The following is a 25,178-nucleotide window of genomic DNA, read 5'->3' on the forward strand; positions in this document are numbered from 1 at the left end:
AGCGCCCGACCCTCAAGCCGCAAGCGCGGTGGTGGCTGTCATAAGCGCCGGGGCTGGCGGCTGCTGGCTTCCAGTGCCGCAGGGCAGGCTGCGGCCCGGAATCCGGCCAGCCCCAGCGCCGCGACGATCACCGCGACGTCGTCGGGTCGTGTTGCACCGGCCGCATGGCTTTCGCGTGTGGTCAGCGTGAACAACGCACCGCCGACCAGCAAGGCGGTCACCAGCCCGGCCCGCCGACGCGCTTCCGCCGGCGCAATCATCGGCTGCACCAGTTCCCGCGCCTGTGCGCCACGGCTGATGAGATCGGCGATGGTGTCGGCGATCATCGCCATGTCGGCTGGCGCGGGGCCCTTGGCCGGGCGGCTGGGTTCGACAGGCGATCCGGGCGCTGCGGCATCGGCCAGCAGCCGGCGCCCGATGCGCGCAATGCTCTGGGCTGCCGCATCCGGTTCCAGCCCTGAAAGACCGGGCGCTCGTGGATCATTCGCGGCCAGGATGGCCGGCAGTGACCGGATATCGGCTTCGCGCGCCTTGCCGGCGGAACTTGTCTCGCCGGTGTCCGGTTCGTGGGTGGCGCGGTTCAAGGCACCCGACCGCGCCACATCTCCGGCGGATGTTGCAGGGTCCGCATTTCGCCCTTGTTCCGGGTCCAATACACAAAGATCGTCCTTCGCCGCCGATGCACCAGGCATGTGGCAAAATCTCCCGGTCTGATCCCGATCTCTCGCCGTGGTCGTCCGTTCATGGGAAGGCGGTTGCGGACGACACGATCCGCCCATCCTGCCATTCCCGCCGGTGCACAGCTCTTACGCTGCGTCTCCGGTCACACGCCAACGCTATGACAGGAGATCCGGTTCAGCAAGAGACGGCGGGGCATTCTCAGTGGAATTTCCGTTATAAAATCGGTAGATGGCCCGATTTGCCATGGTCGTGACCAAAACTTGATAAAATTGTGATGAATTAAAGGCTATTCGCCGCAAAGCGATGGTGCCGCACGCATGGCGCGTGGCGGCTCTCGGCTGATAGCGGCTGAAGATGTGGTGCCAGTTATCGCTCACGCAAGGCGCCGCAGGAGATGCCGGGCGCATATTATCATCTTAAATGTCATCTTTCATACATTATGCGTCTGTATCCTGACATTCGGTGCCGGGCCCGGCTTCCCCTCCGGCACCGAAATCGAGGAAAACGAGATGAACCGCACCGACCTTCACGCAAGGCCGTCCCGCAGCCGCCTGCAGACCCTGCTTCTGTCCACGGTGGCTATCCTGCCGCTTCTTCCCGCGCCGGCATCTGCCGGAGACGGCGAGATGCGCATTCTGTCGCTGAACACCTGGGGCGATCGCTTCAAGCCTGATCCGGCAGCGGCGATGTCCGAGTTCCTGGTCAATGGCGATTACGACATCCTGACCTTCCAGGAACTGCGCGGCGGCACCACCTATCTCTCGACCATTCCGCCACTGCTGGAGAATGAGGGACTGGGCACCTATACCACCGGGCAGACCGGCGATGTCGGCGTGGCGTCGCGGCTCACCGGCAGCCATGGCAGTCATGAGGATGGCGTGCGGGTCTCGTATCAGACCGTGGACGCGCAGAACAAGACGCCCGAGACGGTCGTCGGCACGGTGCATCTGAACTATTACGACGAACCGACCTATCGCCTCGACGAGGCCAAGGCGCTCAACGACTGGGCCAAAGCCCAGGCCAAGCCGATCATCATCACCGGCGACTTCAATGCCGGCGATCTGTCGGAGCGCGGCCTGCACAGTGCCGAGCAGCAATCCTACCTGTTTGCCCGCACCATCATTGACGGCGGCAGTTCCGACCTCTGGCGGGATCTCGCGCAACAATACACGCCCGAAGGCCGCGAGGCCGAGTTCCTGGCCTATGTCGCCGCCATGCAGGCGACGGACGACAATGGCAATGCCCGCTACCGCAATGTCATCCAGCGCTATTTCGACAGCCACCGCGACGAATTCCCCGGGATCGACAGCATTTCCAGCATGAGCTGGCGGCAGTGGGAGCAGATCGTCGCCAAGGACATGGCCGGAAACGGCCTGACCTTCGAGGACGAAACCTATCCGGTCGCGGGCAATACGCCGCAGACGCTCAACATTCTGAAGAAGCAGTACATTCTGCTGCAGAAGGAGGGCGAGCGAGAGGCCTTTACCCCGCACGGGCTGGGCGACGGCGGCACCACCTGGCCGTCTGCCGGCGAGGACCACACCAACACCTGGACCAGTTGGGACCGGGTGACGATCGACCATTTCATGGCGGCACGGCCCTTCGGCAAATGGCAGGTGCTGGCCGACGACCCCAACGACGCCTATACCGGCGTGCTCGACGACACCGGCTATGCCAATGACGGCACCACGCCGCTCTCGGACCACGAGCCGGTGGCCCATGTGGTCAAATGGGTCGGCCCGGCGCTTGAGACCTATGCCGCCGGCGATGGCGAGGCAACCCGTCTGGTCTGGGGCGAAGCCGCCGGTGTCTTTGCAGAGAAGGGCATGGTCTTCTACCTCACCCGCAACAACATGCGGACCGACCTCTATCTGGGCCAGATCGCCGATGAGAACGGCATGCCGGTGCTGGCCGGCCTGACCGAGGACGAGAAGAAGACCCTGCTCGACTGCGCGAGCGACGATGCGCGCCTCCAGGCGGCAATCCAGGAATACTGCATCGATGATCACAGCTTCATCGGCGAGACCCTGGTGGCCGATGCCGGCACCGTGATCGTCGACGAGGACGCGGCGCTCGGCAACGCCACGGCGCGGCTCAGGCTCGACAATGGCGGCCTCAGGATCGCCGGCACGCAGATGGCGACGCTTGCCCGCGATGTGTCGGTCGAGGCCGGCGGCGGCTTCATCGAGGTTGCCGATGCCGATGCCGCCGTCACGGCATCGGGTGTATTCAGCGGCGGCGGTGCCTTCGCCAAGGCCGGCGCCGGCACTCTGACGCTCGCCGCCGATAACAGCTTCACCGGCACGACCACGGTCGAGGCGGGACGGCTGAACGTCGACGGTTCGCTGGCCGGCTCCGCTCAGACCACGGTCCGCGACGGCGCCACGCTGGGCGGCACCGGCACCGTCGGCAACCTCGCCATTGCCTCGGGCGGACGTCTCGCCCCCGGCCGGTCGATCGGCACGCTGAAGGTCGCGGGCGACCTGACCATGGCCGATGGCGCGATCTATGAGGTCGAGGTCGATGCCGACGGCAAGGCCGACCGGGTCGACGTCACCGGCACCGCCGCCCTGGCGGGCTCGGTGCTGGCTATGGCCGCGGGCGGCGATTATGCACCGCAGACCGACTACACCATCCTGACGGCCGATGGCGGCGTGACCGGCCGCTTCGGCACGGTGACCAGCTCGCTCGCCTTCCTCGACCCGACGCTGCGCTATGACACCACCGATGTCACCCTGCGGCTGGAGCGCAACGACACCAGCTTCAACAGCGTCGCCGGCACGGCCAACCAGCGTGCCACGGCCGCGGCGGTCGAGACGCTGGGCATGGGCAATGCCGTCTATGACGCGGTGGTGCTCACCGATGCCGGCACGGCCAGTGCCGCCTTCGAAAACCTGTCGGGCGATCTGCATGCCTCGGCCGCGGGCGCGCTGATGCAGGGGGCCATGGCCGTCGGCGATGTGGTCGCGTCTCAGGGCGGGCTCAGTGGCGGGGGGATCAGCGGTGGCGACGCGCCGGCGTCAGCCGCCTATGGCGCCGGACGGATGTGGCTGCAGGCCTATGGCGCCTGGGGCTCCAATGATGGCGATCAGGTCGCCTCGATCGACCGCAACAGCGCGGGCACCCTGTTCGGTCTGGACGCGGCGGTCGGCGATAGCTGGCGGATCGGCGCCTTCGCGGGCTTTGGTCAGGCCACGGTCAAGCAGGACGGTACCGGCGGCAAGCTCGATGCCGACAGCTACCATGCCGGTATCTATGCCGCGACCCGCACCGGCGCGGTGGGCTTCCATCTGGGGGCCGCCTACAGCCTGAACGATGCCGAGACCTCTCGCCGGGCCAGCTATGCCGGCACCACCGAAACCCTCACCGCCGGCTATGACGTGGATGCGGCACAGATCTTCGGTGAAGTGAACTATCGCATCGCCACCAGCCAGGGCGCGTTCGAGCCCTTCGCCGGGGTCACGCATCTGCGTCTGTCGGGCGACGACTTCACCGAAACCGGCGGCGCGGCGGCTCTGTCCGGCGACGGCGTCGACATGCGGACCACCTTCACCACACTGGGCCTGCGCACCGTGCAGGCATTCGGCCTGGGCGAGACACCGGCCGCCTTCCGGGCGGAACTGGGCTGGCGCCATGCCTTCGGCGATGTCGACCCCGATGCGGATCTCCGCTTCGCCGCCGGCGGTGCGGGCTTTGGCGTCACCGGCGCATCGATCGCCGAGGACGCCGCGATCCTGCGCACCGGCCTCGATATCGGCCTCACCGATGATGCCGGTCTGGCGCTGGGTTATGGCGGGCAGTTCGGCGATGATGCCACCGACCATTCGGTCACGGCGAAACTGCATGTGCGGTTCTGATCGCACATCCATCCGATGATGGGGATGAGGGAGGGGACAATCCCCTCCCTTTTCTCGTAAGAATGCGGTCTCATCAGGGCGAGACCTCATTTGGCTCCGGGGGCTGAATGGACGACACGGACAAGAAGAGCCGACGGCAGGCACAGCTCGTCGCGCATCTTCAACACCATCGCTTCATCTCGCTCGACGAGATATCGACCCGCTTCGGGGTGACCACCCAGACGGCGCGCCGGGATCTGATCGATCTGGAAGAGGCCGGCCTCGTCCGGCGGCTGCATGGCGGCGGCACACTCGCCGCCCCGCCCATCGACCCGCCGACCTATCGCCGGCGGCGGGTGGAAAATGCCGATGGCAAGGCGCGCATCGGCGAGCGGGTGGCGCAGCTCGTGGGCGACGGCTCGGCGGTCTTCCTCGACACCGGCACCACCTGCGAGGCGGTCGCCCGCGCACTCACCCGGCGGGAGAGGCTGCGGGTGGTGACCTACAGCCTGCGCAGCGCCACCTTGTTGAGCGATGTGGAAACCGCGACCGTCGCGGTTCCTGGCGGCTTCGTGCGCCATGTCGATGCCGGCGTCTTCAACCACGACACCGTGGATTTCATCGGTGCCTTTCGTTTCGACACCGCGGTGATATCGGTCAGCGGCATCGACGAGCACGGCGTGATGGGCGATGACGATCATGGCGAGGTGCAGGCGGTCCGCGCGGCGATGCAGCAGGCCGACCGCACGATCCTCGCGGTCGACGGCAGCAAGTTCTTCCGCCGTGGCCTGGTCTCTCTGGCCGCGATCACCGAGGTCGATCTGGTGGTCACCGACAGCGCGCCGCCGCCGGCGATCGCGGCGCTGCTTGCCGAAGCCGGCGTCAGGATGGAGCTGATCGGGGGCTGACCGGTTCAGACCGAGCCCGCATCAGCCGCCCGGCACCAGATTGTCGCCCGGCACCGGATCGTCGCCTGGCACCGGATCGTCACCCGGCGGCGGCGACCCGGGCGGCATCCCGCTTTTCGTGTTCAAGATCCAGATGCCGCGCCAGATACTGGCCGGTGTGGCTCGCCGGATTGCGGATGATCGTCTCCGGCGTGCCGACACCCACGATCTGGCCGCCGCCCGATCCGCCCTCCGGTCCCAGATCGATGATCCAGTCCGCGGTCTTGATCACATCCAGATTATGTTCGATGACCACCACGGTATTGCCCTGATCGACCAGGGTGTGCAGCACCTCCAGCAGCTTGCGGACGTCGTCGAAATGCAGGCCGGTGGTGGGTTCGTCGAGGATGTACAAGGTCCGGCCGGTCGCCCGTCGCGACAGCTCCTTGGCCAGCTTCACGCGTTGCGCCTCGCCGCCCGACAGGGTGGTGGCGGCCTGACCCAGCCGGATATAGCCAAGCCCGACCTCGGCGATGGTGCGCAGCTTGTCGCGGATCGACGACATGGCGTGGAAGAATTCCACCCCCTCGTCGACCGTCATGTCCAGAACATCGGCGATCGATCTGCCCTTGAACTGCACCTCCAGCGTCTCGCGGTTATAGCGCTTGCCCTTGCAGGCATCGCACTGGACATAGACATCGGGCAGGAAATGCATCTCGATCCGGATCACGCCGTCGCCCTGGCAGGCTTCGCAGCGCCCGCCCTTGACGTTGAACGAGAACCGGCCGGGCTTGTAGCCGCGGGCCTTCGATTCGGGCAGGCCCGCGAACCAGTCGCGGATGGTGGTGAACAGGCCGACATAGGTGGCGGGGTTCGATCGCGGTGTGCGGCCGATCGGCGACTGATCGATGTTGATGATCTTGTCGATATGCTCCAGCCCGTCGATCCGGTCGTGCTGGCCGGGATGGGTGCGGGCATTGTTCAGCCGCCGGGCCACGGCCTGATACAGCGTCTCGATCACCAGGGTTGATTTGCCGCCGCCGGACACGCCGGTGACGCAGGTGAAGGTGCCGAGCGGGAAGGATGCGCTGACGTCCTGCAGATTGTTCGACCGGGCGCCGATCACGCTGATGCTCTCGCCGATGCCCTTGCGCCGCTTGGCCGGCACGGGGATCAACTGCCGTCCGGTCAGGTACTGGCCGGTCAGCGAGGCCGGATTGGCCATGATTTCGGCGGGGGTGCCCTCGGCGATGATCGTGCCGCCATGCTCGCCGGCACCGGGGCCCATGTCGATGACATGGTCGGCCGAGCGGATGGCGTCTTCGTCATGCTCCACCACCAGCACCGAATTGCCCAGATCGCGCAGATCGCGCAGCGCCGCGAGCAGCCGGTCGTTGTCGCGCTGATGCAGGCCGATCGACGGCTCGTCCAGCACATAGAGCACGCCGGTCAGCCGCGATCCGATCTGCGAGGCCAGCCGGATGCGCTGGCTTTCGCCGCCCGACAGCGATCCGGACCCCCGGGCGAGGGTGAGGTAATCCAGCCCGACTTCGGTCAGAAAGCGCAGGCGTTCGTTGATTTCCTTCAGGATCCGCTGGGCGATTTCCAGGCGCTTGGGATCGAGCTTGCGCTCAAGGCTGGCAAACCAGTCGCGGGCGGCACCGATCGACAGCGCCGTCACCGCGCTGATGTGGCACATGTCGATCTTGACTGCCAGGGCCGTGTCCTTCAGGCGGTGGCCGCCGCAGGTCTCGCAGGGGCGGGTGCCCTGGAAACGCGCCAGTTCCTCGCGCACGAAGGCGCTGTCGGTTTCGCGCCAGCGCCGGTCCAGATTGGGGATCACGCCTTCGAACGGCCGGTCGACGGTATAATCGCGGGCACCGTCCTCATAACGGATGCGGATGGCTTCTTCACCGCTGCCGAACAGAATGACCTGACGGACCCGGTCGGTCAGCTTTTCCCAGGGCTGGTTCAGGGTCACCTTGTAATGGGCGGCAATGCCGGTCAGGGTCTGCTGATAGAATTGGGTGGTCGATTTGGCCCAGGGCGCGACCGCGCCTTCGCGCAGGCTGATGGTCGGGTCCGGCACCACCAGATCGGGATCGAAATGCATTTTCACGCCCAGACCGTCACAATCGGGGCAGGCGCCATAGGGGTTGTTGAAGCTGAACAGCCGGGGTTCGATCTCGTCGATCGTGAAGCCCGAAACCGGGCAGGCGAAGCGCGATGAAAAGGTCGTGCGCGCGCCGGTCTCGGCATTCTCGGCAATCATGATGCCATCGGCCAGTTCCAGCGCGGTCTCGACACTGTCGGCCAGCCGGTTGCCCAGCCCGTCGCGGACCACGATCCGGTCGACCACCACCTCGATCTCGTGCTTGCGCTTCTTGTCCAGCGCCGGCGCGTCCTCGATCTCGTGGATCTCGCCGTCGATTTTCACACGGGTGAAGCCGCGCTTCATCAGCTCGGCCAATTCCTTGCGGTATTCGCCCTTGCGGCCGCGCACGACCGGCGCCAGCAGCAGCAGCCGCGTGCCGTCGCCCATCTCGATCATCCGGTCGACCATCTGGCTGACGGTCTGGCTTTCGATCGGCAGTCCGGTTGCCGGTGAATAGGGAATACCGACCCGCGCCCATAACAGGCGCATGTAATCGTAGATCTCGGTGACGGTGCCGACGGTCGATCGGGGATTGCGCGAGGTGGTCTTCTGCTCGATCGAAATTGCCGGCGACAACCCGTCGATCCGCTCCACATCCGGCTTCTGCATCAGTTCCAGAAACTGGCGGGCATAGGCCGACAGGCTTTCGACATAGCGGCGCTGGCCTTCGGCATAGATCGTATCGAAGGCAAGCGACGACTTGCCCGAGCCGCTCAGGCCTGTGATCACCACCAGCTTGTCGCGCGGGATATCGACATCGACATCCTTCAGATTGTGTTCCCGCGCGCCGCGGACGCTGATCAGCTTGGTCGCGTCACGCGTGGTGTCGCGGAGAGGAGTATCACGCACCGGGCAAACCCTTCTTGTCCATGGGACAGCACACGAACAAATAGTGCACAAAGGCCCGGTCGTCACGTGGCAAATCCGCGAGCACCTGCCATGCAACACGCGCATGGGCAACACGCGCATGGCAGGTGCGGGGGCGGATCAGCCGGCAGGCTCGGTCACGCCGCGCGCAGATGGCCCAGGAAGTTGTCGACCCGGTCGTTCAGCCGCCGGCGCTCATCGACCAGGGTGGTGGAGGCGTCCAGCACCTGATGCGCCATGCTGCCGGTATCCGTGGCCTCACGCGAGACGGTACCGATGGCCTGGCTCACCGCATCGGCACCGGTCACCGCGCGGCTGATCGGGTCCACGATCTCGGCGGTGGCGGCCATGGCGCGGATTTCGCTGATCTGAGCCTGGATCTGCGGCCGCCCTCCTGTCGTGCCGTTACGGCGTGATCGGTTCCAGGCCGCACCATTCGGCGATGAACAGCGCGATCGTGCCGGTTACGCGCTCAATCGAGGCGAGAGACACCCGCTCGTCGAAGCCGTGAATGTTGTCCGAGAAGGGGCCATAGACCAGACAGGGGCAATCGCCATAGAGCACGAACACCCGGCCGTCGAGATAGCTCGGGGTCACGAAGCTCTCAAGGCTGCGGCCGAAGCTGCGGGCATGGGCGCGGTTGAGGGTCTTCTCGGCGGCGCTGCCTTCTTCCAGCACGTAACCCTCGGCGAAGAAGCCATTATAGTCGATCTCGGGCGGGTTGTTGGCGAGGAAGGCGTCGCTGGCGGCGGCATCCTTCAGGCATGCCTCGATCTCGGCGGCGGCATCACGCGGATTGACGCCGGGGAAGAGCGCGATCCGGCAGTCGAAGGTGCACCAGGCCGGCACCGACGACGCCCAGTCGCCGCCCTCGATGCGCCCGAAATTCAGGTTGATCGGGTGGTCGAGATCCTCGAAATAGCGATAGGCGCCCTTGCGCGTGTTCCAGTCGGCCTCCAGGCGGCGCAGCGCCTGCATCAGCCGGAAGGCGGCCTCGATCGCATTGGCGCCGGACCCCGCCTCGCGGACATGGACGGGGATGCCGCGCACCTTCACCTTGAACCAGATCACGCCGACATTGGCGCGCACCAGCTTCTCGTCCTCGGGCTCGGGGATGATGGCCGCATCGGCGCGATAGCCGCGCACCAGGCAGGCCAGGGCACCATTGCCGGTGCACTCCTCTTCCGTCACCGACTGGACATAGACCGTGGCGGCGGGCTGATAGCCCAACCGGCGCAGGGCATCCAGCGCGAAGACATTGGCGGCGATGCCGGCCTTCATGTCGCCCGATCCGCGGCCATACAGCCAGTCGCCCTCGACCACCGGCTCGTAAGGCGGGTTGGTCCACATTTCGTGCGGGCCTTCGGGCACCACGTCGATATGGCCGTTCAGGATCAGCGAGCGGCCGGTTTCATTGCGCGGCCGATGGGTGCCGACGACATTCAGGGCGTTCTGATAATCGACCGCGACCGGTGAGAAGCCGGGATGATGGCTGATCTCGTTCACGTCGATCGCCCAGCGGTCGACGGCAAGCCCGCGATCCCTCAGCGCGCGGGCGACGAAATCCTGCGCGGTATGCTCGCGTCCGCGCACCGACGGCATGCGGATCAGATCCTGCGTGAAGGCCACCTGATCGCTGAAACCCTCTTTCACCGCCGTCAGGATCGCATCGGTCAGGGCCGGATCGAGTTTCGACGTCGCTTCGGGCGCCGCGCTGTCGGCCTGGATGGTATCGGTCATCGGCTTGATGTCTCCCTGTTGTCTGCCGCCGCCCGGACAGCCTAGAAGCTGGCATTGCTTGGATAAATATCGGTGTGATAAAGCTTGGTTTGATCATTCTGAAAGGAATTGCCGGATGTCCGTGCCGGCCCTGGCGACGGTCGATCTGAAGCTGCTCAGCGTGTTTCTGGCGGTCGTGCGCAGTGGCGGCTTTGCGCCGGCGCAGGCGGTGCTGAATGTCAGCGCGTCGACGATCAGCATCCAGATCGCGACCTTGGAGAAACGCCTGGGGGTTACCCTGTGCCGTCGTGGACGGGGCGGATTCTCACTGACCGAGGATGGGCGCCGGGTGCACGAGGCGGCCCAGGCGCTGTTCGGGCATCTTGAGGATTTCCGCACCCATCTTGGCAATCTGGGTCTGGGCGGAGCGCTGGTCGGGCGATTGACGGTCGCGGTGATGGAGAATCTGATCACCCATCCGGATTTCAGCCTCAGCCGGCTGATCGCGCGCTTCAAGGCGCTGGCGCCGGATGTGCGGCTGACCGTCGACACCGCCGCACCCGCGCGGCTGGAAGAAATGGTGATCGGCGGTGCCAGCCATCTGGCGATCGGCTATTTCCCGCGCCGCCTGGCTCAGTTCCATTATGCGCGGGTCTGCGATGTCGAGATGGAACTCTGCGCGGGCGAGGGGCATCCGCTGTTCGATGCCCCGGTGGTGACCCCGCAGATGGTGCGGGCGGCAGAACACGCCCATCGCGGCTATGTCTCGGTGGAGCAGACGCCCGATGCCCATCGCGGTTTCGTGTTCACCGCCGATGCCCATAGTGTCGAGGCGCTGGCCATCCTTGTTCTGTCAGGCCGTTATCTGGCTTTCCTGCCCACCCACTTCACCCGCAGACCAAGCTATGCCGGCCGCATCCGGCCGATCCTGCCGCAGTTGTACAGCTATCGATCCGACATGCAGTTGATCTGGAGCCGCGCCGCCCCGGTCACAGCGCCCGCGGCCCGGTTCCGCGATCTGGTGCTTGAGGATGCGGCGAGGATCGCCGGCGGCACCTGAACCTTGCGGGTGGTGCCGATCCGGCGGGACCCGGTCAGTGCCCGCCACCCCGCCGGCGGATTGCGCCCTCGGCGCGGCGTTCCACGATCACCTTGGCGAAGATCGTCACCAGGGCGAGCACGGTCAAGGTCGATGCGGCGGCGAAGGCGCCGATCGCGTTATAGTCGTTGTAGAGAAGTTCCACCTGCAGGGGCAGGGTGTTGGTCTGGCCGCGGATATTGCCCGACACCACCGACACCGCGCCGAATTCACCCATCACCCGCGCATTGCACAGGATCGCGCCATAGAGCAGCGCCCATTTGATGTTGGGCAGGGTCACGCGCAGGAAGGTCTTGATACCCGATGCGCCAAGGGTGATCGCGGCCTCTTCCTCGTCGGTGCCCTGGGCCTGCATCAGCGGCACCAGTTCGCGGGCGACGAACGGGCTGGTCACGAACAGGCTGACCAGGAAGATCGCGGGGATCGTGAACATCACCTGCACGCCGGCTTCCTCCAGCGTCGGCCCCAGCAGGCCCTGCGCGCCATAGACGAACAGATAGGCGACGCCGGCCACGACCGGCGAGATCGAGAATGGCAGCTCGATCACCGTCATCAGCAGCTTACGGCCGGGGAAGGTGAATTTGGCGATCGCCCAGGCGGCGGCGATGCCGAAGCCGATATTGACCGGCACCACCACGATGGCGGTCAGGATGGTCAGCCAGATGGCGTGCAGGGTGTCGGGGGCGATGATGTTGCTGGCCCAGCCGCCGATGCCGGCGGCGAAGGCCTGGGCGAAGATCACCGCCAGCGGCAGCACCAGGAACATCGCCGACAGCACCAGCGCCAGGCCGATCAGCAGGCGTCGCAGCCAGCCGGCACCGGCGACGCCCTGCCAGGCCTGGGGAACTGTACCGGGTGCGGCTGTGGTCGCGGTTGCGATCCGGTCGGTCTGGGTCATCTGATCGCTCCCGCTCTATCCGCGCCCATTGTGGCGCGAGGCCCAGAACTGCAGGACATTGATCATCAGCAGCATCACGAAGGCGCCGGCCAGGATGACGGTCGCGATCGCGGCGGCGGCCGGATAGTCGTATTCCTCCAGACGGATATAGGTCAGAAGTGAGGTGATTTCTGTCTGGAACGGTCGGTTGCCGGCAATGAAGATCACGCCGCCGAATTCGCCCAGGCTGCGGGCGAAGGCGAGCGCCGCTCCGGCCAGAAAGGCCGGCAGGATCGCCGGCAGGATCACCCGGCCGAAGATCGCCCGGTCACGCGCGCCCAGCGAATGGGCGGCTTCCTCGGCCTCTCGTGACAGGTCTTCCAGCACCGGTTGCACGGTGCGCACCACGAAGGGGATGCTGGTGAAGGCCATGGCGACCGCGATGCCCAGCGGCGTATAGGCGACCTTCAGCCCCAGATCGGCGAGCGGCGCGCCCAGCCAGCCGGTCGGCGCCAACAGATTGGCCAGCGCGATGCCGGCCACGGCTGTCGGCAGGGCGAAGGGCAGGTCGACCAGGGCATCCAGCAGCCGGCGGCCGGGAAAGCGATAGCGCACCAGCACCCAGGCCAGCAGCAGCCCGAACAGGGCGTTGAACAGCGTGGCGCCGCCGGCGGCGGTCAGTGTCACCTGATAGGTGGCCACCGCCCGGCGCGAACTCACCACCGCCCAGAACTCGGCCGGGCCGAGGCTGGCCGCCTTCATCACCAGCGCCAGGATCGGCAGCGCCACGATGATCGCGGTGTAGAACAGCGTGATGCCGAGTGTCAGGCCGAAGCCCGGCAGCACGCCGCGGGATGAACGCAAGGCAGTGGCCATGATCGGGTATCAATCCGGATCAGCGGTTCTGGGCGGCGAACAGCTGGTCCAGCTTGGCGCCTTCCTTGAAATGCTCGGCCTGGATCTTGTCCCAGTTGCCGAACACGTCTTCGATCCGCACAAGCTTCAGCTCAGGGAACTGGTCGGCATACTTGGCGGCGATCTCTTCATCGACCACGCGGTTATAGCGGCGGGCGGCGATTTCCTGGCCGGCCTTGCTGTACAGGAAGTTCAGATAACCTTCGGCGGCCTTGCGGCTGTCGCGATCGTCGACGACCTTGTCGACCACCGCCACCGGGAATTCGGCGACCAGGCTCTGCGACGGGGTGACGACCTCGTAGCTGTCCTCGCCATATTCCTTGCGGATCAGGTTGGTTTCGGCCTCGAAGGTGATCAGCACATCGCCGATGCCGCGTTCGACGAAGGTGGTGGTGGCGCCGCGTCCGCCGGTGTCGAACACAGCGACATGGCCGAAGATCTGCGAGACGAACGCGTCGGTCTTCGCGACGTCGCCGCCGAACTTGTCCAGCCCGAACGCATAGGCGGCCAGATAGGTATAGCGCGCATTGCCCGAGGTCTTGGGGTTCGGGAACACCACTTCCACGCCGTCGCGGACCAGATCCGACCAGTCGTGGATGTTCTTGGGGTTGCCCTTGCGGACCAGGAAGGAAGGCATCGAATACCAGGGCGACGCCTGATTGGGGAATTCGTTCTGCCAGCCCGGCTGGATCAGCCCGCCATTCTTCACCAGGAACTCGATATCGGTGACCTGATTGAAGGTCACGACATCGGCCTTCAGCCCTTCCAGGATCGCGCGGGCCTGGCGCGAGGTGCCGGCATGGGACTGGTTGACCGTGATCGTGTTGCCGGTCTGGTCCTTCCAGGCCGGCACGAAGCTCTCATTGATCTCGGCGAACAATTCACGGGCGATGTCGTATGAGGCGTTCAGCAGGGCGTCGGTCTCGGCGGCCCGCGCCGGCGCGCCGGCGGCAAGGCCGATCGCGAGGGCGGCGGCGAAAGCAAGGCGCTTCATCTGGCGGGGCTCCATGTGCAGGCGTCATTGGGCGCGGGGACAGGTCGAACAGTGCGCGGGCTCGAACAGGGCGCATGCGCCCCGGTCCCGGTGTGTGCCGAGAATGTGCGGTCAACGCCGTGAATGTCAACGATTAAACATCAGTTTCGTGTTTTACGAATTATATAACATCTTAATTTTGTGTATATGACATCAGTTCCGCGGCCAGACTGGCGGCGAGCGCTGCGACCTGATTGCGGATATCGGGCACCGCCGTGCTTTCCCAGAACACGCCCTTGGTCAGCGGCCCGACCGCGGCCAGCCGCCGATCGGCCCGGCCATGGGCATCGATCAGACGCAGATCGTCGTCGACATCCAGCCCCAGCGCCAGGGCATCGGCCCGGATATGCCCGCACCGGAACAGGCCGGCCAGCACCGGCTCGGTGGTATGGGCCAGATTGCCGCCGGGGCCGGTGCAGTCGATGGCGCGGGCGGCGATCACCCGTTCGGCCGGACCGCCGCCGCGTGGCACCAGATCGAAGGCAGCGCGGTCGGCATCGATATGACGGGCGCGGATGCGCATCGCGCGGATCAGCAACTGGCCACGGGCGCGGGCATCGCCGATCCGGGTTGCCACATCGGGGGCCATGCGATGGCGATGGATATCCCACCAGGGCCGCAGATGGCGCAGGAAGCGCCGCTGTTCCGCCGCATCCAGCCCCCGCCACAATGCCTGGGTCACGGGGCGCAAGCCGTCGATCACCGCCCGCCAGCCGCCGCCACGGCCCTGAGCCGCCAGATCGGCCTCGGCCTGCCGTGCAGCCTGGCGCACGGCATGCAGGAGCGTGCTCAACCGCGGTGGGGCCATTGTCGGATCGAGCGAGGGCAGTGGTGCCGGCACCGGCGCATGGGCACGCGGCAGAAGCCCGCGCCGCGAGATGGCATGGATCGGGCCGCGATGGCCGCGATCCAGCAGGCTGATCACCACGTCGACCGCCGTCAGCCCGGTGCCGATCAGCATCACGGTCGCGTCGCGGTCGATGCCCTCCAGAGCCCCTGGCGCCCAGGGATTGGCGGCATAGGCAGGGCTTGGCACGATATCGGCGCCTGGTGGAAAATTGCCCAGCGCCAGCACCGCCGCATCGATCGGATAGCGCCGGCCGCCATCGACCTCCATCATGAATCCCCCGCCGGGCACCGGCTCCAGACCGACCGCGCTGTCATGGATCAGGTGCAGGTTCATGGCCTTGCCGCAGCCCCAGATCCGGTCGGCGATCAGATCCTGAATATACGAGCCATAGATCCGCCGCGGCACGAAACCGTCGCGGCCGGCGGGTTCGCGTGGCCCCAGCGTGCCGGCATGGCTGTCCAGCCAGCGGATGAAGTGGTCGGGCTGGTCTGGAAAGGCGCTCATATTGCCGGCGCGGACGTTGAGCAGGTGATGGGGGTTGCCGGTCGCATAGGCGACACCGCGGCCGAACTGGCTGTTGCGCTCGACCAGCAGGATCTTGTCCTGCTGCCGGCAGCGGTCCAGAAGATGCACCGCCAGCAGGGCGCCGCTGAAGCCGGCACCGATGATCGCGATCGTGGTCCCTTTGGTCGCCATGCAAGCCGCCTCCGGCGATGGATGGAGCATTCAGCCTAGCGCGTGGCGCAGGTCGGCGTCATGCGGCATGATCCGGCATGGACAGAAGCGCCCCCGATGACGCAGGATGCGCCCAATTGAGCGGGCGCCCCTGGCGGTGCCCGGACACGCAGTCGAGGAAGACAGAGCCATGGCGGGCAGCGTCAACAAGGTGATCCTGATCGGCAATCTGGGCCGTGACCCCGAGGTCCGGAGCACCCAGGACGGCATGAAGATCGTGAACCTTGCCATTGCGACCAGCGAGAACTGGCGTGACCGGCAGAGCGGCGAGCGCCGCGAGCGGACCGAATGGCACCGCGTGGTGATCTTCAACGAGCGCTTGGCCGAGGTTGCCGAGAAATTCCTGCGCAAGGGCTCGAAGGTCTATGTCGAAGGGGCCTTGCAGACCCGGAAATGGACCGATCAGCAGGGCCAGGAGAAGTACACCACCGAGGTCGTGCTCCAGCGCTTCCGGGGCGAGTTGACCATGCTCGACGGCCGCGGCGAAGGCGGCGGCGGTGGTGGCGACGATGACTTCAGCGGTGGTGCCGCAGGGGGCGGCGGTGGCAATCGTCGTGGCGGCGGCGGCGCCGGCGGTGGTCGTGGCGGCACCGGTGGTGCCGGTGGTGGCCAGGGTGGCGGCTTCGGCGGCGGCTATGACGACTATGGCTCGGATTACGGCGGCGGCAGCGGCGGTGGTGCCGGCGGTGGTCGCGGCGGCGCCGGTGGTGGCGCCGGCGGCGGCGGCAACGATCTGGACGACGAGATCCCGTTCTGAGCAGGGCGGGACGCGGCGGATATCCGCCGACGCAGTGCAGACGACGCCCGCGCATTCCGTCACGGAGGCGCGGGCGTCGTCCGTTCCGGGCCTGGGTTACCGGTCCAGATAGGCCATTTCGCGTTCGCCATAGCGCGGGCCGGCGGTGACACCGGGGGGGAGGGCCGCATCCAGCCGGGCGATGTCGTCAGCGGTCAGCACCAGATCCAGCGCCGCCCAGTTGTCGTCCAGATGGCCGATGCGCCGGGTGCCGGGGATGGGGATCACGTCATCGCCTTGTGCCAGCAGCCAGGCCAGCGCCACCCGGCCCGGTGTGGCGTCGTGGGCCGCGGCAATCTCGCGCACGATCGATGCGGCCCTGACATTGGCGTCGTAATTGGCGCCCATCAGCCGGGGGTCGGTCCGCCGTCGGTCGCCTTCCGGGTGGTCTTCGGCACGGCCGATGGTGCCGGTCAGGAAGCCACGGCCCAGCGGCGCGAACGGCACCAGGGCGATGCCCAGCCGGCGGAGCGTCGGCAGAATGTCGGTTTCGATATCGCGTTCCCACAGCGAATATTCGCTTTGCAGGGCCGCGACCGGATGCACCCCATGGGCGCGTTCGATGGTATGGGCGCCCGCTTCCGACAGGCCGAAATGCTTGACCTTGCCGGCCTTGACCAGATCGGCGACCGTGCCGGCCACATCCTCGATCGGCACCGCCGGGTCGACGCGATGCTGATAGAGCAGGTCGATCCGGTCGGTGCCGAGACGGCTGAGCGAGCCGTCGACCGCGGCGATGATCCGCTCGGGCCGGCTGTCGACCCCGGTCGAGCGGCCGCCTTCGATCCGCCAGCCGAACTTGGTCGCCAGAACCACCCGGTCGCGCAGGGGACCGGTCGATGTGGTGCCGGCCAGCGCCCGACCGATCAGGTTTTCGTTCACGAACGGCCCGTAAACCTCGGCCGTATCGAGGAACGTGCAGCCGATCTCGATGGCGTGGTGAAGGGTTGCAATCGATTGGGCATCGTCGGTCGGTCCATAGGACTGGCTCATGCCCATGCAGCCGAGGCCGATGGCGGAAACCAGGGGGCCATTGCTGCCAAGGCGGCGTCGGGCGGTCATGGCGGGCATCCTCTGCATGATGGATCGGGGCCAACAGAATGCGCCCGCCTGTGCGGGCTGTCGACGGCCCAGACGCAGCCGTGAAGCCAGACACCGCTGTGAAGATTGCCAGCCGCCCGGCAACAGCGCCATAGTGCCCGAAGCCGCCATATCACGGGCCGCCTTGCAGACAGTCGAGCCGATGATGACCAATGACCAGGATCCGCTGAACCTCGATGCCCAGCTTTGCTTCGCGCTTTACGGCGCGTCGCTGGCGATGACCAAGCTGTACCGGCCGGCACTCGACCGGCTGGGCCTGACCTATCCGCAATATCTGGTGATGCTTGTCCTGTGGGAGAGCGACGACGTCACCGTCGGCGAGCTTGGGCGGCGGCTCGGCCTCGATTCCGGCACGTTGACGCCGTTGCTGAAGCGGATGGAGGCGGCCGGGCTGGTCAGCCGTCGCCGTGATCGCGATGACGAACGCCAGGTGCGGGTGGTGCTGACCGATGTGGGCCACGGCCTGAAGAACCGGGCGCGGCACATCCCTGAGCAGATGTTCTGTGCGATGGGCATGTCGCCGGTGGAACTTGCCCAGTTGCGGGCAAGATTGAAGACATTGCAGGCGCGGCTGGCCGAGGCGGCGGCCGGGGCCGGAGATGGCGCCGCCGATTGATCCGGCCGACAGTGACGCTGGGTTATGTCGATTTATATTGCACACAATTTAATTGATGACAATATGTAGCGGCGAGCGGCGATGGACAGGCAAGCCCGGGCATGCCGGTCAGGGCCGTGCACCCGGGATCTGACCGCAACGCAACATGGACAGCCCGGCCACCGTTGCCATCTAAGAACGAGGCCTCGCCATTCGGCGCGCCCCCACACGAAGGAGCATCTGTCATGCAGACCCTCTACACTGCCCATGCCACTGTCACCGGCGGCCGTGACGGCCGCGCGACGAGCAATGACGGCCAGATCGATCTGGCGGTGGCGATGCCGCCGGAACTGGGCGGCAACGGCAAGGGCACCAATCCTGAGCAGCTGTTCGCGGCCGGCTATGCCGCTTGTTTCCTGTCGGCGCTGAAGCTGGTGGCCGGTCAGAAGGGCGTGAAGCTTGGCGCCGACGCCAATGTCGAAGCGGCGGTGTCGATCGGCAAGGACGAGACCAGCTTCGGTCTGGCGGTGGTGCTGACCGCAAGCCTGCCGGGTGTGGATACCGCCGCGGCGCATACGCTGGTCGAGGCTGCCCATCAGGTGTGCCCCTATTCGAAGGCGACCCGTGGCAATATCGCGGTGGAGCTGAAGGTCGCCTGAACCCGGTCCGGCCCCTGTTTCGGCCCGGAACATCAGGGGGTGGCCGCTGTGGTTGTTCGGCGGCGCAAAATTGGTTAGCTTCGGGGACGATTTCACGATCGGCCGGCGGACGCGGATTTCCGGAGACGGAATGACCGCGCGCGCCGGCCGCGCGTGCGAGCGTACCCCCACGAGCGCCGGCCGGCCCTTCATGGTCCGGATCGGTCAGCGCCGCCCCTCCGCCGGGGACGCCACGCCTGGCGTGGCGGTCCCAGTGCCAGTTCCGGGATCGTACCTTGTCCGACACGCCCGTTCCGCCCATCGCCTCCGACATCGCGCCGGTCACGATCGAAGATGAAATGCGGCGTTCGTACCTCGATTACGCGATGAGCGTGATCGTGGCGCGCGCGCTGCCCGACGTCCGCGACGGCCTGAAGCCAGTGCACCGCCGGATTCTGTTCTCGATGCACGAGAGCGGCTATGAATGGAACAAGCCCTTCCGCAAATCGGCACGTGTGGTCGGTGATGTCATGGGTAAGTACCATCCCCATGGCGACAGCGCGATTTACGACACCATGGTCCGCATGGCGCAGGATTTCTCGATGCGTCTGCGCCTGATCGACGGTCAGGGCAATTTCGGCTCGATGGACGGCGATCCGCCGGCGGCGATGCGTTACACCGAAGCGCGTCTGACCAAGGCCGCGAGCACGCTTCTATCGGATCTCGACAAAGAGACCGTCGATTTCCAGAACAATTACGACGACACCACCGCCGAGCCGACGGTGCTGCCGGCGCGGTTCCCGAACCTGCTGGTCAACGGCGCCGGCGGCATCGCGGTCGGCATGGCGACGAATATCCCGACCCATAACCTGGGCGAGGTGATCGATGCCGCGATCGCGTTGATCAATAATCCCGAACTGACGGTCGGCGATCTGCTGCGCATCGTGCCCGGCCCCGATTTCCCCACCGGCGGCATCATCGTCGGGCGTGGCGGCAGCCGCGAGGCGCTGATGACCGGCCGCGGGTCGGTGCTTCTGCGCGGCAAGGTGGAGATGGAAGAGGTCCGCAAGGACCGGATGGCGATCATCGTCCGCGAGATTCCCTATCAGGTGAACAAGGCGCGGATGATCGAGCGGATCGCCGAGGCGGTGCGTGATCGCAAGATCGAGGGCGTGGCCGATCTGCGCGACGAAAGCGACCGCGACGGCGTGCGCGTGGTCGTGGAACTGAAGCGTGACGCGACGGCCGAGGTCGTGATCAACCAGCTTTATCGGTTCACGCCGCTGCAGACCACCTTCGGCGTCAACATGCTGGCGCTGAACGGCGGCAAGCCGGTGATGATGAACCTGCGCGACATGTTGCAGGCCTTCATCGACTTCCGCGAGGAGGTCATCACCCGCCGCACGATCTATGAGCTGCGCAAGGCCCGCGAACGCGCCCATGTCTTGATGGGTCTTGGTGTCGCGGTGGTCAATCTCGATCCGGTGGTCGAGCTGATCAAGGCCTCGCCCGATTCGACCGCGGCCCGCGAGGCGCTGATGGACCGGCCGTGGCCGGCCGGCGATATCGCGGCCTATATCGCCCTGGTGGGTGAGCCCGACCGCAATGTGGTCGACGGGATGTACAGCCTGTCGGAGGCTCAGGCCCGGGCGATCCTGGATCTGCGCCTGCACCGCCTGACCGGGCTGGAGCGCGACCGCATCGGCGCGGAACTGCGCGAGATCTGCGACAAGATCATCGAGTATCTGAAGATCCTCAACGATCGCGCCCGGATGCTCGACGTGCTGCGCGGCGAATTGATCGAGGTGCGCGACGAATTCACCACGCCGCGCCGGACGGTGATCGAGGAGTCGGAATTCGACTATAACGTCGAAGACCTGATCGAGCGCGAGGAGATGGTCGTTACCGTCACTCATGGCGGCTATATCAAGCGGGTGCCGCTGTCGACCTATCGTGCCCAGCGTCGCGGCGGCAAGGGCCGGTCGTCGATGGCGGTGCGCGACGAGGATTTCGTGGCGCAGATCTTCGTGCTGAACAGCCATGCGGCGGTGCTGTTCTTCTCGAATGCGGGTCAGGTCTACAAGCTGAAGGTCTGGCAGTTGCCGGCCGGCACACCGCAGAGCCGCGGCAAGGCGATGGTCAATCTGCTGCCGCTGAAGGAGGGCGAGGTCATCGCCACCCTGATGCCGCTGCCCGATGACCCGGACATGCCGGAACTGGCCGAGGTCGACGAGGCCACCGCCGACGAGGCGGCGGAAGAAGCCGCCGAGGCGCTGGACGCGATTTCCGACAGCGACGCCTATGTCATGTTCGCGACCGCCCGCGGCAATGTCCGCCGCAACCGGCTGGCCGATTTCGTCAATGTGATGAGCAATGGCAAGATCGCGATCCGGCTGGGCGAGGACGACCGGCTGGTGGGCGTGATGCCCTGCACCGGCGCCGATGACGTGGTTCTGGCCAGCCGCAGCGGCAAGGCGATCCGCTTCCCCGTTGGGGCCGTGCGGTTGTTCAAGAGCCGCACCTCCGATGGTGTCCGCGGCATCTCGCTGGCGGCCGACGACGAGGTCGTGTCGATGTCGGTCATCCGCCACCGCGAGGTGGATGTGGACACCCGCGACAACTATCTGCGCTTCGCCAACGCCAAGCGGCGGTGGCTGGCGCAGTTGAAGGCGCAGGAGACCGGCACCACTGCCATGGTCGATGGCGAGGAGGCGACGGCGGTCGCCGATCCGGGCGACCTGCCGGCAGATGCGGGCGAACTTGCCGCGCGCTATGGCCTCGATCTCGAAACCGCCCAGCGGCTTGAGATGGAAGAGGAATTCCTGCTGGTCATCACCACGCGCGGTTATGGCAAGCGGACCTCGGCCTATGAATACCGCACCACCAACCGTGGCGGATCGGGCATCGTCAATATGACGACCAGCACCCGCAACGGCCGGATCGTGGCCTGCTTCCCGATCGCACAGGGCGAGCAGATCATGCTGGTCACTGATGGCGGGCAGTTGATCCGCACGCCGGTGGCCGGAATCCGGATCGCCGGTCGAGACACGATGGGGGTGATCGTGTTCAAGACCGCGCAGGACGAAAAGGTCGTCTCGGCCGCACGGTTGAGCGAGGCGGCGGACGAAGAACCGAACGGCGCCGGCGATGTCGCGGGCGACGAGGGGGAGCAGGACGGCAACGGTGGCACCGACCTTCGCACAGACGATGGCGATGCTGATACCGGTGCGGGTGGAGACCCAGTGGAGGACTAGGCATTGAGCGGCAAGGGCATCTATCCGGGCACCTTCGACCCGGTCACGAACGGGCATATGGATATCATCAAACGCAGTCTGCGGGTGGTGGACCAGCTCGTCGTGGCGGTCGCGGGCAGCCCGGGGAAGGGACCGATGTTCTCTCTGGACGAGCGCGTCGCGCTGGTCGAGGCGGAGCTGGCGACATTGCCGGCCGATCTCGCAGCGCGTGTCGAGGTGAAGCCTTTCGACACACTGCTGATGCATTTCGCATTGGAACAGGGCGCGGGCGTGATCATGCGCGGCCTGCGCGCCGTGTCGGACTTCGAATACGAATTCCAGATGGCGGGCATGAATGCCCGCCTGAATGGTCAGGTCGAGACCGTGTTCCTGATGGCGTCCGAGAAGGTGCAGTTCATCTCCTCGCGCTTCGTGAAGGAAATCGGCCGGCTGGGTGGCGATATCTCGCAATTCGTCAGCCCGCAGGTCAAAACCATCCTGGATCTGCGCTTCGAAGAAGAGCGCAATGGCGGCCGTCAGCTCGGCTGACCCGCCATTGATTCACCCACCGCCGACCGGGACGGTGACCGCTGGTGAGCGGTCACCGTCCCGTTCCGTTCTATCGTCCGCTTTCAGGTGGCACTCGTGCCGCCGGGACAGCCAGCCACCGGTGCAGCACTTCAGATGAAAGTCGATCTGTTCGATTTCGACCTGCCTCGCGCGCTGATCGCCCAGCGCCCCGCTGAACCGCGAGAGACGGCGCGGCTGCTGCGCATCGGCCGCGATCGCCTGACCGATCACCGGATCAGTGATCTGCCTGATCTGCTGCGCCCCGATGATCTGCTGGTGGTCAACGACACCCGGGTGATCCCGTCGCGCCTGTTCGGTCATCGTGGCGAGGCGCGGGTCGAGGTGACATTGCACAAGGCCGAGGGGCTGGATGTCTGGGCGGCCTTTGCCCGGCCGGCACGCAAGCTGAGGCTGGGCGACCGGTTCGAGGCCGGCGCCGACGACGCCCGGTTGACCGCCGAGGTTGTCGAGCGGCGCGACGCGGGCGAGGTGGTGCTGCGCTTCGATCGGGGCGGCGGCGATCTGATCGCGGCGCTGGAAGCCATCGGTCGCCTGCCGCTGCCACCCTATATCGACCGCCCCGACGGTGCCGACGACCGCGACACCAGCGATTACCAGACCCTGTTCGCCCGCGAAAAGGGCGCGGTTGCGGCACCGACCGCCGGTCTGCACTTCACCGATGGCCTACTGGCGGCGCTCGACGCACGCGGGATCGAGCGGCTGGCCTTGACCCTGCATGTCGGCGCCGGCACTTTCCTGCCAGTCAAGGCCGATGATACGGTCGACCACAAGATGCATGCCGAATGGGGGCGCCTTGCGCCCGACGCGGCGGCACGGTTGAATGCGGCACGTGATGCCGGCCGGCGGATCGTCGCCATCGGCACCACCGCCATGCGGCTGCTGGAAACCGCGGCCGGGCCTGATCGCCGCTTCCAGGCCTTTGAAGGTGACACCGCGATCTTCCTCACCCCCGGAGGCCCGCGACCGATCCGTGGCACCGACGCGCTGATGACCAATTTCCACCTGCCACGCTCGACCCTGTTCATGCTGGTCTCGGCCTTTGCCGGGCTGAACCGGATGCGCGCGGCCTATTCCCATGCGATCGACCAGGGCTATCGCTTCTTCTCCTATGGCGACGCCTGTCTGATCGATCATTGCCCGGACGACATCCCATCATGACCACGCAAGCCCCGCTTACCGACGCCACCAGTGCCACCGCGCAGACCGATGCCGTCCCCGACCGGAACACGGCCGGGCAGGGGGCCGGCGATGTCTTCGGCTATACGCTGATCGCCCAGGATGGCATGGCCCGGCGCGGCCGGATCGTCACCGCCCATGGCGCGATCGACACCCCGGCCTTCATGCCGGTCGGCACCGCCGGCACCGTGAAGGGGCTGACGCCCGAACAGGTGGCCGCCACCGGCGCCCAGATCCTGCTGGGCAACACCTATCATCTGATGCTGCGTCCGGGGGCGGAGCGGGTCGACCGGCTGGGTGGGCTGCACCGGTTCATGAACTGGCCGGCGCCGATCCTCACAGACAGTGGCGGCTTTCAGGTCATGTCGCTGGCGGCCCTGCGCAAGCTGGATGACGACGGCGTCACCTTCCGCTCGCATCTCGACGGCTCGAAGATCCGGTTGACGCCGGAGCGCTCGATCGAGATCCAGCGCCTGCTGGATGCCACCATCACCATGTGCTTCGACGAATGCACGCCGTTTCCCGCGACGTACGACCAGGCGGCATCCTCGATGCGGCTGTCGATGCGCTGGGCCGGCCGCAGCCGCACAGCCTTCGTCGAGCGGCCGGGCTATGCGCTGTTCGGTATCGTCCAGGGTGGGGTTCATGCCGATCTGCGCGCCGAAAGTGTGGCCCGGCTGGCTGAGATCGGATTCGAGGGCTATGCGGTTGGCGGGCTCGCGGTCGGCGAGGGCTTCGATCTGATGTGCCAGACCCTCGATGTCACCACGCCGCTGCTGCCGCGCAACCGGCCGCGCTATCTGATGGGCGTCGGGCGGCCGCAGGATCTGGTGGCGGCGGTACGTCGTGGCATCGACATGTTCGACTGCGTGATGCCCACCCGGTCAGGCCGCACCGGTCAGGCCTTCACCCGTCGCGGCACGGTCAATATCCGCAATGCCCGCCATGCCGATGACCCGCGGCCGCTGGATGAAGCCTGCGGCTGCCCGGCCTGCACCCAATATTCCCGGGCCTATCTGCACCATCTGCACAAATCGGGCGAGATCCTGGGCGCCGTGCTGCTGACCCAGCATAATCTGTGGTATTATCAAGACCTTATGCGGGATATGCGCAACGCCATCTCAACGGGTGGCATGGATGCCTTCACGCAAGCCTTCGAGGCGGGGCTGGCCGAAGGCGACCTGCCGTCGCTCTAACGTGATTGCCGGTTCGCTCTGGTCCATGGCTATCACTCTCGCCGTGTGAGACATGGGCCGAGGGCGTTCCGGATATCTTGATTGCCGGCCAGGTATCCGGCCGTGCCACGAGCTATTTCCGGATAAGGATTGCGGCTATGGCGGCAGTTTGACTTGAGCTTGCGGAACATGATCACTGATGTAACCGCTTCCCTTGAT

The 25,178-nt window shown here is 66.3% G+C and carries 19 protein-coding genes; 10 read left to right on the top strand and 9 right to left on the bottom strand.

The genetic code is table 11. From position 1 onward, the window contains the following. Positions 1-38 precede the first annotated feature (38 nt). Positions 39-584, bottom strand: coding sequence for a hypothetical protein (locus WG924_RS23530; RefSeq protein ID WP_345935484.1), 546 nt, complete (start codon positions 582-584; stop codon positions 39-41). Positions 585-1,190: 606 nt separating this feature from the next. Between WG924_RS23530 and WG924_RS23535 the strand changes: the two genes are divergently transcribed. After that, positions 1,191-4,538, top strand: a complete 3,348-nt coding sequence (locus tag WG924_RS23535; protein ID WP_345935485.1) for an autotransporter domain-containing protein — start codon at positions 1,191-1,193, stop codon at positions 4,536-4,538. Between the two features lie 107 nt (positions 4,539-4,645). After that, a complete protein-coding gene (locus WG924_RS23540; protein ID WP_345935486.1) occupies positions 4,646-5,425 on the top strand; it encodes a DeoR/GlpR family DNA-binding transcription regulator in 780 nt (259 codons plus the stop codon). A 79-nt stretch (positions 5,426-5,504) separates the two neighbouring features. On the opposite strand, the gene uvrA is transcribed toward WG924_RS23540, so the two are convergent. The 3 genes from uvrA to WG924_RS23555 all read right to left on the bottom strand — a co-directional run bounded on the left by uvrA (position 5,505) and on the right by WG924_RS23555 (position 10,166). Further along, a complete protein-coding gene (gene uvrA, locus WG924_RS23545; protein ID WP_345935487.1) occupies positions 5,505-8,408 on the bottom strand; it encodes an excinuclease ABC subunit UvrA in 2,904 nt (967 codons plus the stop codon). Positions 8,409-8,563: 155 nt separating this feature from the next. Next, the gene (locus tag WG924_RS23550) at positions 8,564-8,776 is read right to left on the bottom strand and encodes a hypothetical protein (protein ID WP_345935488.1); all 213 of its coding nucleotides are present in this window, start codon (positions 8,774-8,776) and stop codon (positions 8,564-8,566) included. Between the two features lie 55 nt (positions 8,777-8,831). After that, positions 8,832-10,166, bottom strand: coding sequence for an ArgE/DapE family deacylase (locus WG924_RS23555; protein WP_345935489.1), 1,335 nt, complete (start codon positions 10,164-10,166; stop codon positions 8,832-8,834). 115 nt (positions 10,167-10,281) lie between these two features. Between WG924_RS23555 and WG924_RS23560 the strand changes: the two genes are divergently transcribed. After that, the gene (locus tag WG924_RS23560; RefSeq protein ID WP_345935490.1) at positions 10,282-11,205 is read left to right on the top strand and encodes a LysR family transcriptional regulator; all 924 of its coding nucleotides are present in this window, start codon (positions 10,282-10,284) and stop codon (positions 11,203-11,205) included. A gap of 34 nt (positions 11,206-11,239) precedes the next feature. On the opposite strand, the gene cysW is transcribed toward WG924_RS23560, so the two are convergent. From cysW to WG924_RS23580, 4 genes are all read right to left on the bottom strand, one after another. Beyond that, a complete protein-coding gene (cysW, locus tag WG924_RS23565; RefSeq protein ID WP_372045116.1) occupies positions 11,240-12,142 on the bottom strand; it encodes a sulfate ABC transporter permease subunit CysW in 903 nt (300 codons plus the stop codon). Positions 12,143-12,157: 15 nt separating this feature from the next. Next, the gene (gene cysT, locus WG924_RS23570) at positions 12,158-12,997 is read right to left on the bottom strand and encodes a sulfate ABC transporter permease subunit CysT (RefSeq protein ID WP_188580819.1); all 840 of its coding nucleotides are present in this window, start codon (positions 12,995-12,997) and stop codon (positions 12,158-12,160) included. A gap of 19 nt (positions 12,998-13,016) precedes the next feature. Then, the gene (locus WG924_RS23575) at positions 13,017-14,030 is read right to left on the bottom strand and encodes a sulfate ABC transporter substrate-binding protein (RefSeq protein WP_345935491.1); all 1,014 of its coding nucleotides are present in this window, start codon (positions 14,028-14,030) and stop codon (positions 13,017-13,019) included. A gap of 172 nt (positions 14,031-14,202) precedes the next feature. After that, a complete protein-coding gene (locus tag WG924_RS23580) occupies positions 14,203-15,615 on the bottom strand; it encodes an FAD/NAD(P)-binding protein (RefSeq protein ID WP_345935492.1) in 1,413 nt (470 codons plus the stop codon). A 169-nt stretch (positions 15,616-15,784) separates the two neighbouring features. Here WG924_RS23580 and ssb point away from each other — a divergent pair, with 169 nt between their 5' ends. Next, positions 15,785-16,411: a single-stranded DNA-binding protein gene (gene ssb / locus WG924_RS23585; RefSeq protein ID WP_345935493.1), complete on the top strand. Its 627-nt coding sequence runs from the start codon at positions 15,785-15,787 to the stop codon at positions 16,409-16,411. Between the two features lie 96 nt (positions 16,412-16,507). Here the strand turns inward: ssb and WG924_RS23590 are convergent, their stop codons facing one another. After that, positions 16,508-17,512 (bottom strand): aldo/keto reductase, encoded by a 1,005-nt coding sequence (locus tag WG924_RS23590; protein WP_345935494.1) that lies wholly within the window; start codon positions 17,510-17,512, stop codon positions 16,508-16,510. A gap of 184 nt (positions 17,513-17,696) precedes the next feature. On the opposite strand from WG924_RS23590, the gene WG924_RS23595 reads away from it, so the two are divergent. From WG924_RS23595 to tgt, 6 genes are all read left to right on the top strand, one after another. Next, the gene (locus tag WG924_RS23595; protein WP_372045142.1) at positions 17,697-18,167 is read left to right on the top strand and encodes a MarR family winged helix-turn-helix transcriptional regulator; all 471 of its coding nucleotides are present in this window, start codon (positions 17,697-17,699) and stop codon (positions 18,165-18,167) included. A 224-nt stretch (positions 18,168-18,391) separates the two neighbouring features. Beyond that, positions 18,392-18,805, top strand: a complete 414-nt coding sequence (locus WG924_RS23600; protein WP_345935496.1) for an organic hydroperoxide resistance protein — start codon at positions 18,392-18,394, stop codon at positions 18,803-18,805. A gap of 275 nt (positions 18,806-19,080) precedes the next feature. Next, positions 19,081-22,038 (top strand): DNA gyrase subunit A, encoded by a 2,958-nt coding sequence (gene gyrA, locus WG924_RS23605; RefSeq protein WP_345935497.1) that lies wholly within the window; start codon positions 19,081-19,083, stop codon positions 22,036-22,038. Positions 22,039-22,041: 3 nt separating this feature from the next. Then, complete coding sequence (coaD, locus tag WG924_RS23610; protein WP_188580835.1) at positions 22,042-22,566, top strand: pantetheine-phosphate adenylyltransferase; 525 nt, start codon at positions 22,042-22,044, stop codon at positions 22,564-22,566. A 135-nt stretch (positions 22,567-22,701) separates the two neighbouring features. Beyond that, a complete protein-coding gene (gene queA / locus WG924_RS23615; RefSeq protein WP_345935498.1) occupies positions 22,702-23,766 on the top strand; it encodes a tRNA preQ1(34) S-adenosylmethionine ribosyltransferase-isomerase QueA in 1,065 nt (354 codons plus the stop codon). A gap of 125 nt (positions 23,767-23,891) precedes the next feature. Further along, positions 23,892-24,980, top strand: a complete 1,089-nt coding sequence (gene tgt / locus WG924_RS23620) for a tRNA guanosine(34) transglycosylase Tgt (protein WP_372045143.1) — start codon at positions 23,892-23,894, stop codon at positions 24,978-24,980. The last annotated feature ends 198 nt before the right edge of the window (positions 24,981-25,178 follow it).

Source organism: Tistrella arctica (genome assembly GCF_039630945.1).
Taxonomy (GTDB): Bacteria; Pseudomonadota; Alphaproteobacteria; order Tistrellales; family Tistrellaceae; genus Tistrella; species Tistrella bauzanensis.

Excerpts from the sequence above, each read along its gene's own strand:
- cysT (WP_188580819.1), bottom strand. The coding sequence starts at position 12,997 with ATGGCCACTGCCTTGCGTTCATCCCGCGGCGTGCTGCCGGGCTTCGGC.
- WG924_RS23580 (WP_345935492.1), bottom strand. The coding sequence starts at position 15,615 with ATGGCGACCAAAGGGACCACGATCGCGATCATCGGTGCCGGCTTCAGC.
- tgt (WP_372045143.1), top strand. The coding sequence starts at position 23,892 with ATGGCCCGGCGCGGCCGGATCGTCACCGCCCATGGCGCGATCGACACC.
- WG924_RS23550 (WP_345935488.1), bottom strand. The coding sequence starts at position 8,776 with ATGGCCGCCACCGCCGAGATCGTGGACCCGATCAGCCGCGCGGTGACC.
- WG924_RS23590 (WP_345935494.1), bottom strand. The coding sequence starts at position 17,512 with ATGACCGCCCGACGCCGCCTTGGCAGCAATGGCCCCCTGGTTTCCGCC.
- WG924_RS23535 (WP_345935485.1), top strand. The coding sequence starts at position 1,191 with ATGAACCGCACCGACCTTCACGCAAGGCCGTCCCGCAGCCGCCTGCAG.
- WG924_RS23560 (WP_345935490.1), top strand. The coding sequence starts at position 10,282 with ATGTCCGTGCCGGCCCTGGCGACGGTCGATCTGAAGCTGCTCAGCGTG.
- ssb (WP_345935493.1), top strand. The coding sequence starts at position 15,785 with ATGGCGGGCAGCGTCAACAAGGTGATCCTGATCGGCAATCTGGGCCGT.
- WG924_RS23600 (WP_345935496.1), top strand. The coding sequence starts at position 18,392 with ATGCAGACCCTCTACACTGCCCATGCCACTGTCACCGGCGGCCGTGAC.
- WG924_RS23595 (WP_372045142.1), top strand. The coding sequence starts at position 17,697 with ATGACCAATGACCAGGATCCGCTGAACCTCGATGCCCAGCTTTGCTTC.
- WG924_RS23555 (WP_345935489.1), bottom strand. The coding sequence starts at position 10,166 with ATGACCGATACCATCCAGGCCGACAGCGCGGCGCCCGAAGCGACGTCG.
- queA (WP_345935498.1), top strand. The coding sequence starts at position 22,702 with ATGAAAGTCGATCTGTTCGATTTCGACCTGCCTCGCGCGCTGATCGCC.
- WG924_RS23540 (WP_345935486.1), top strand. The coding sequence starts at position 4,646 with ATGGACGACACGGACAAGAAGAGCCGACGGCAGGCACAGCTCGTCGCG.
- cysW (WP_372045116.1), bottom strand. The coding sequence starts at position 12,142 with ATGACCCAGACCGACCGGATCGCAACCGCGACCACAGCCGCACCCGGT.
- WG924_RS23575 (WP_345935491.1), bottom strand. The coding sequence starts at position 14,030 with ATGAAGCGCCTTGCTTTCGCCGCCGCCCTCGCGATCGGCCTTGCCGCC.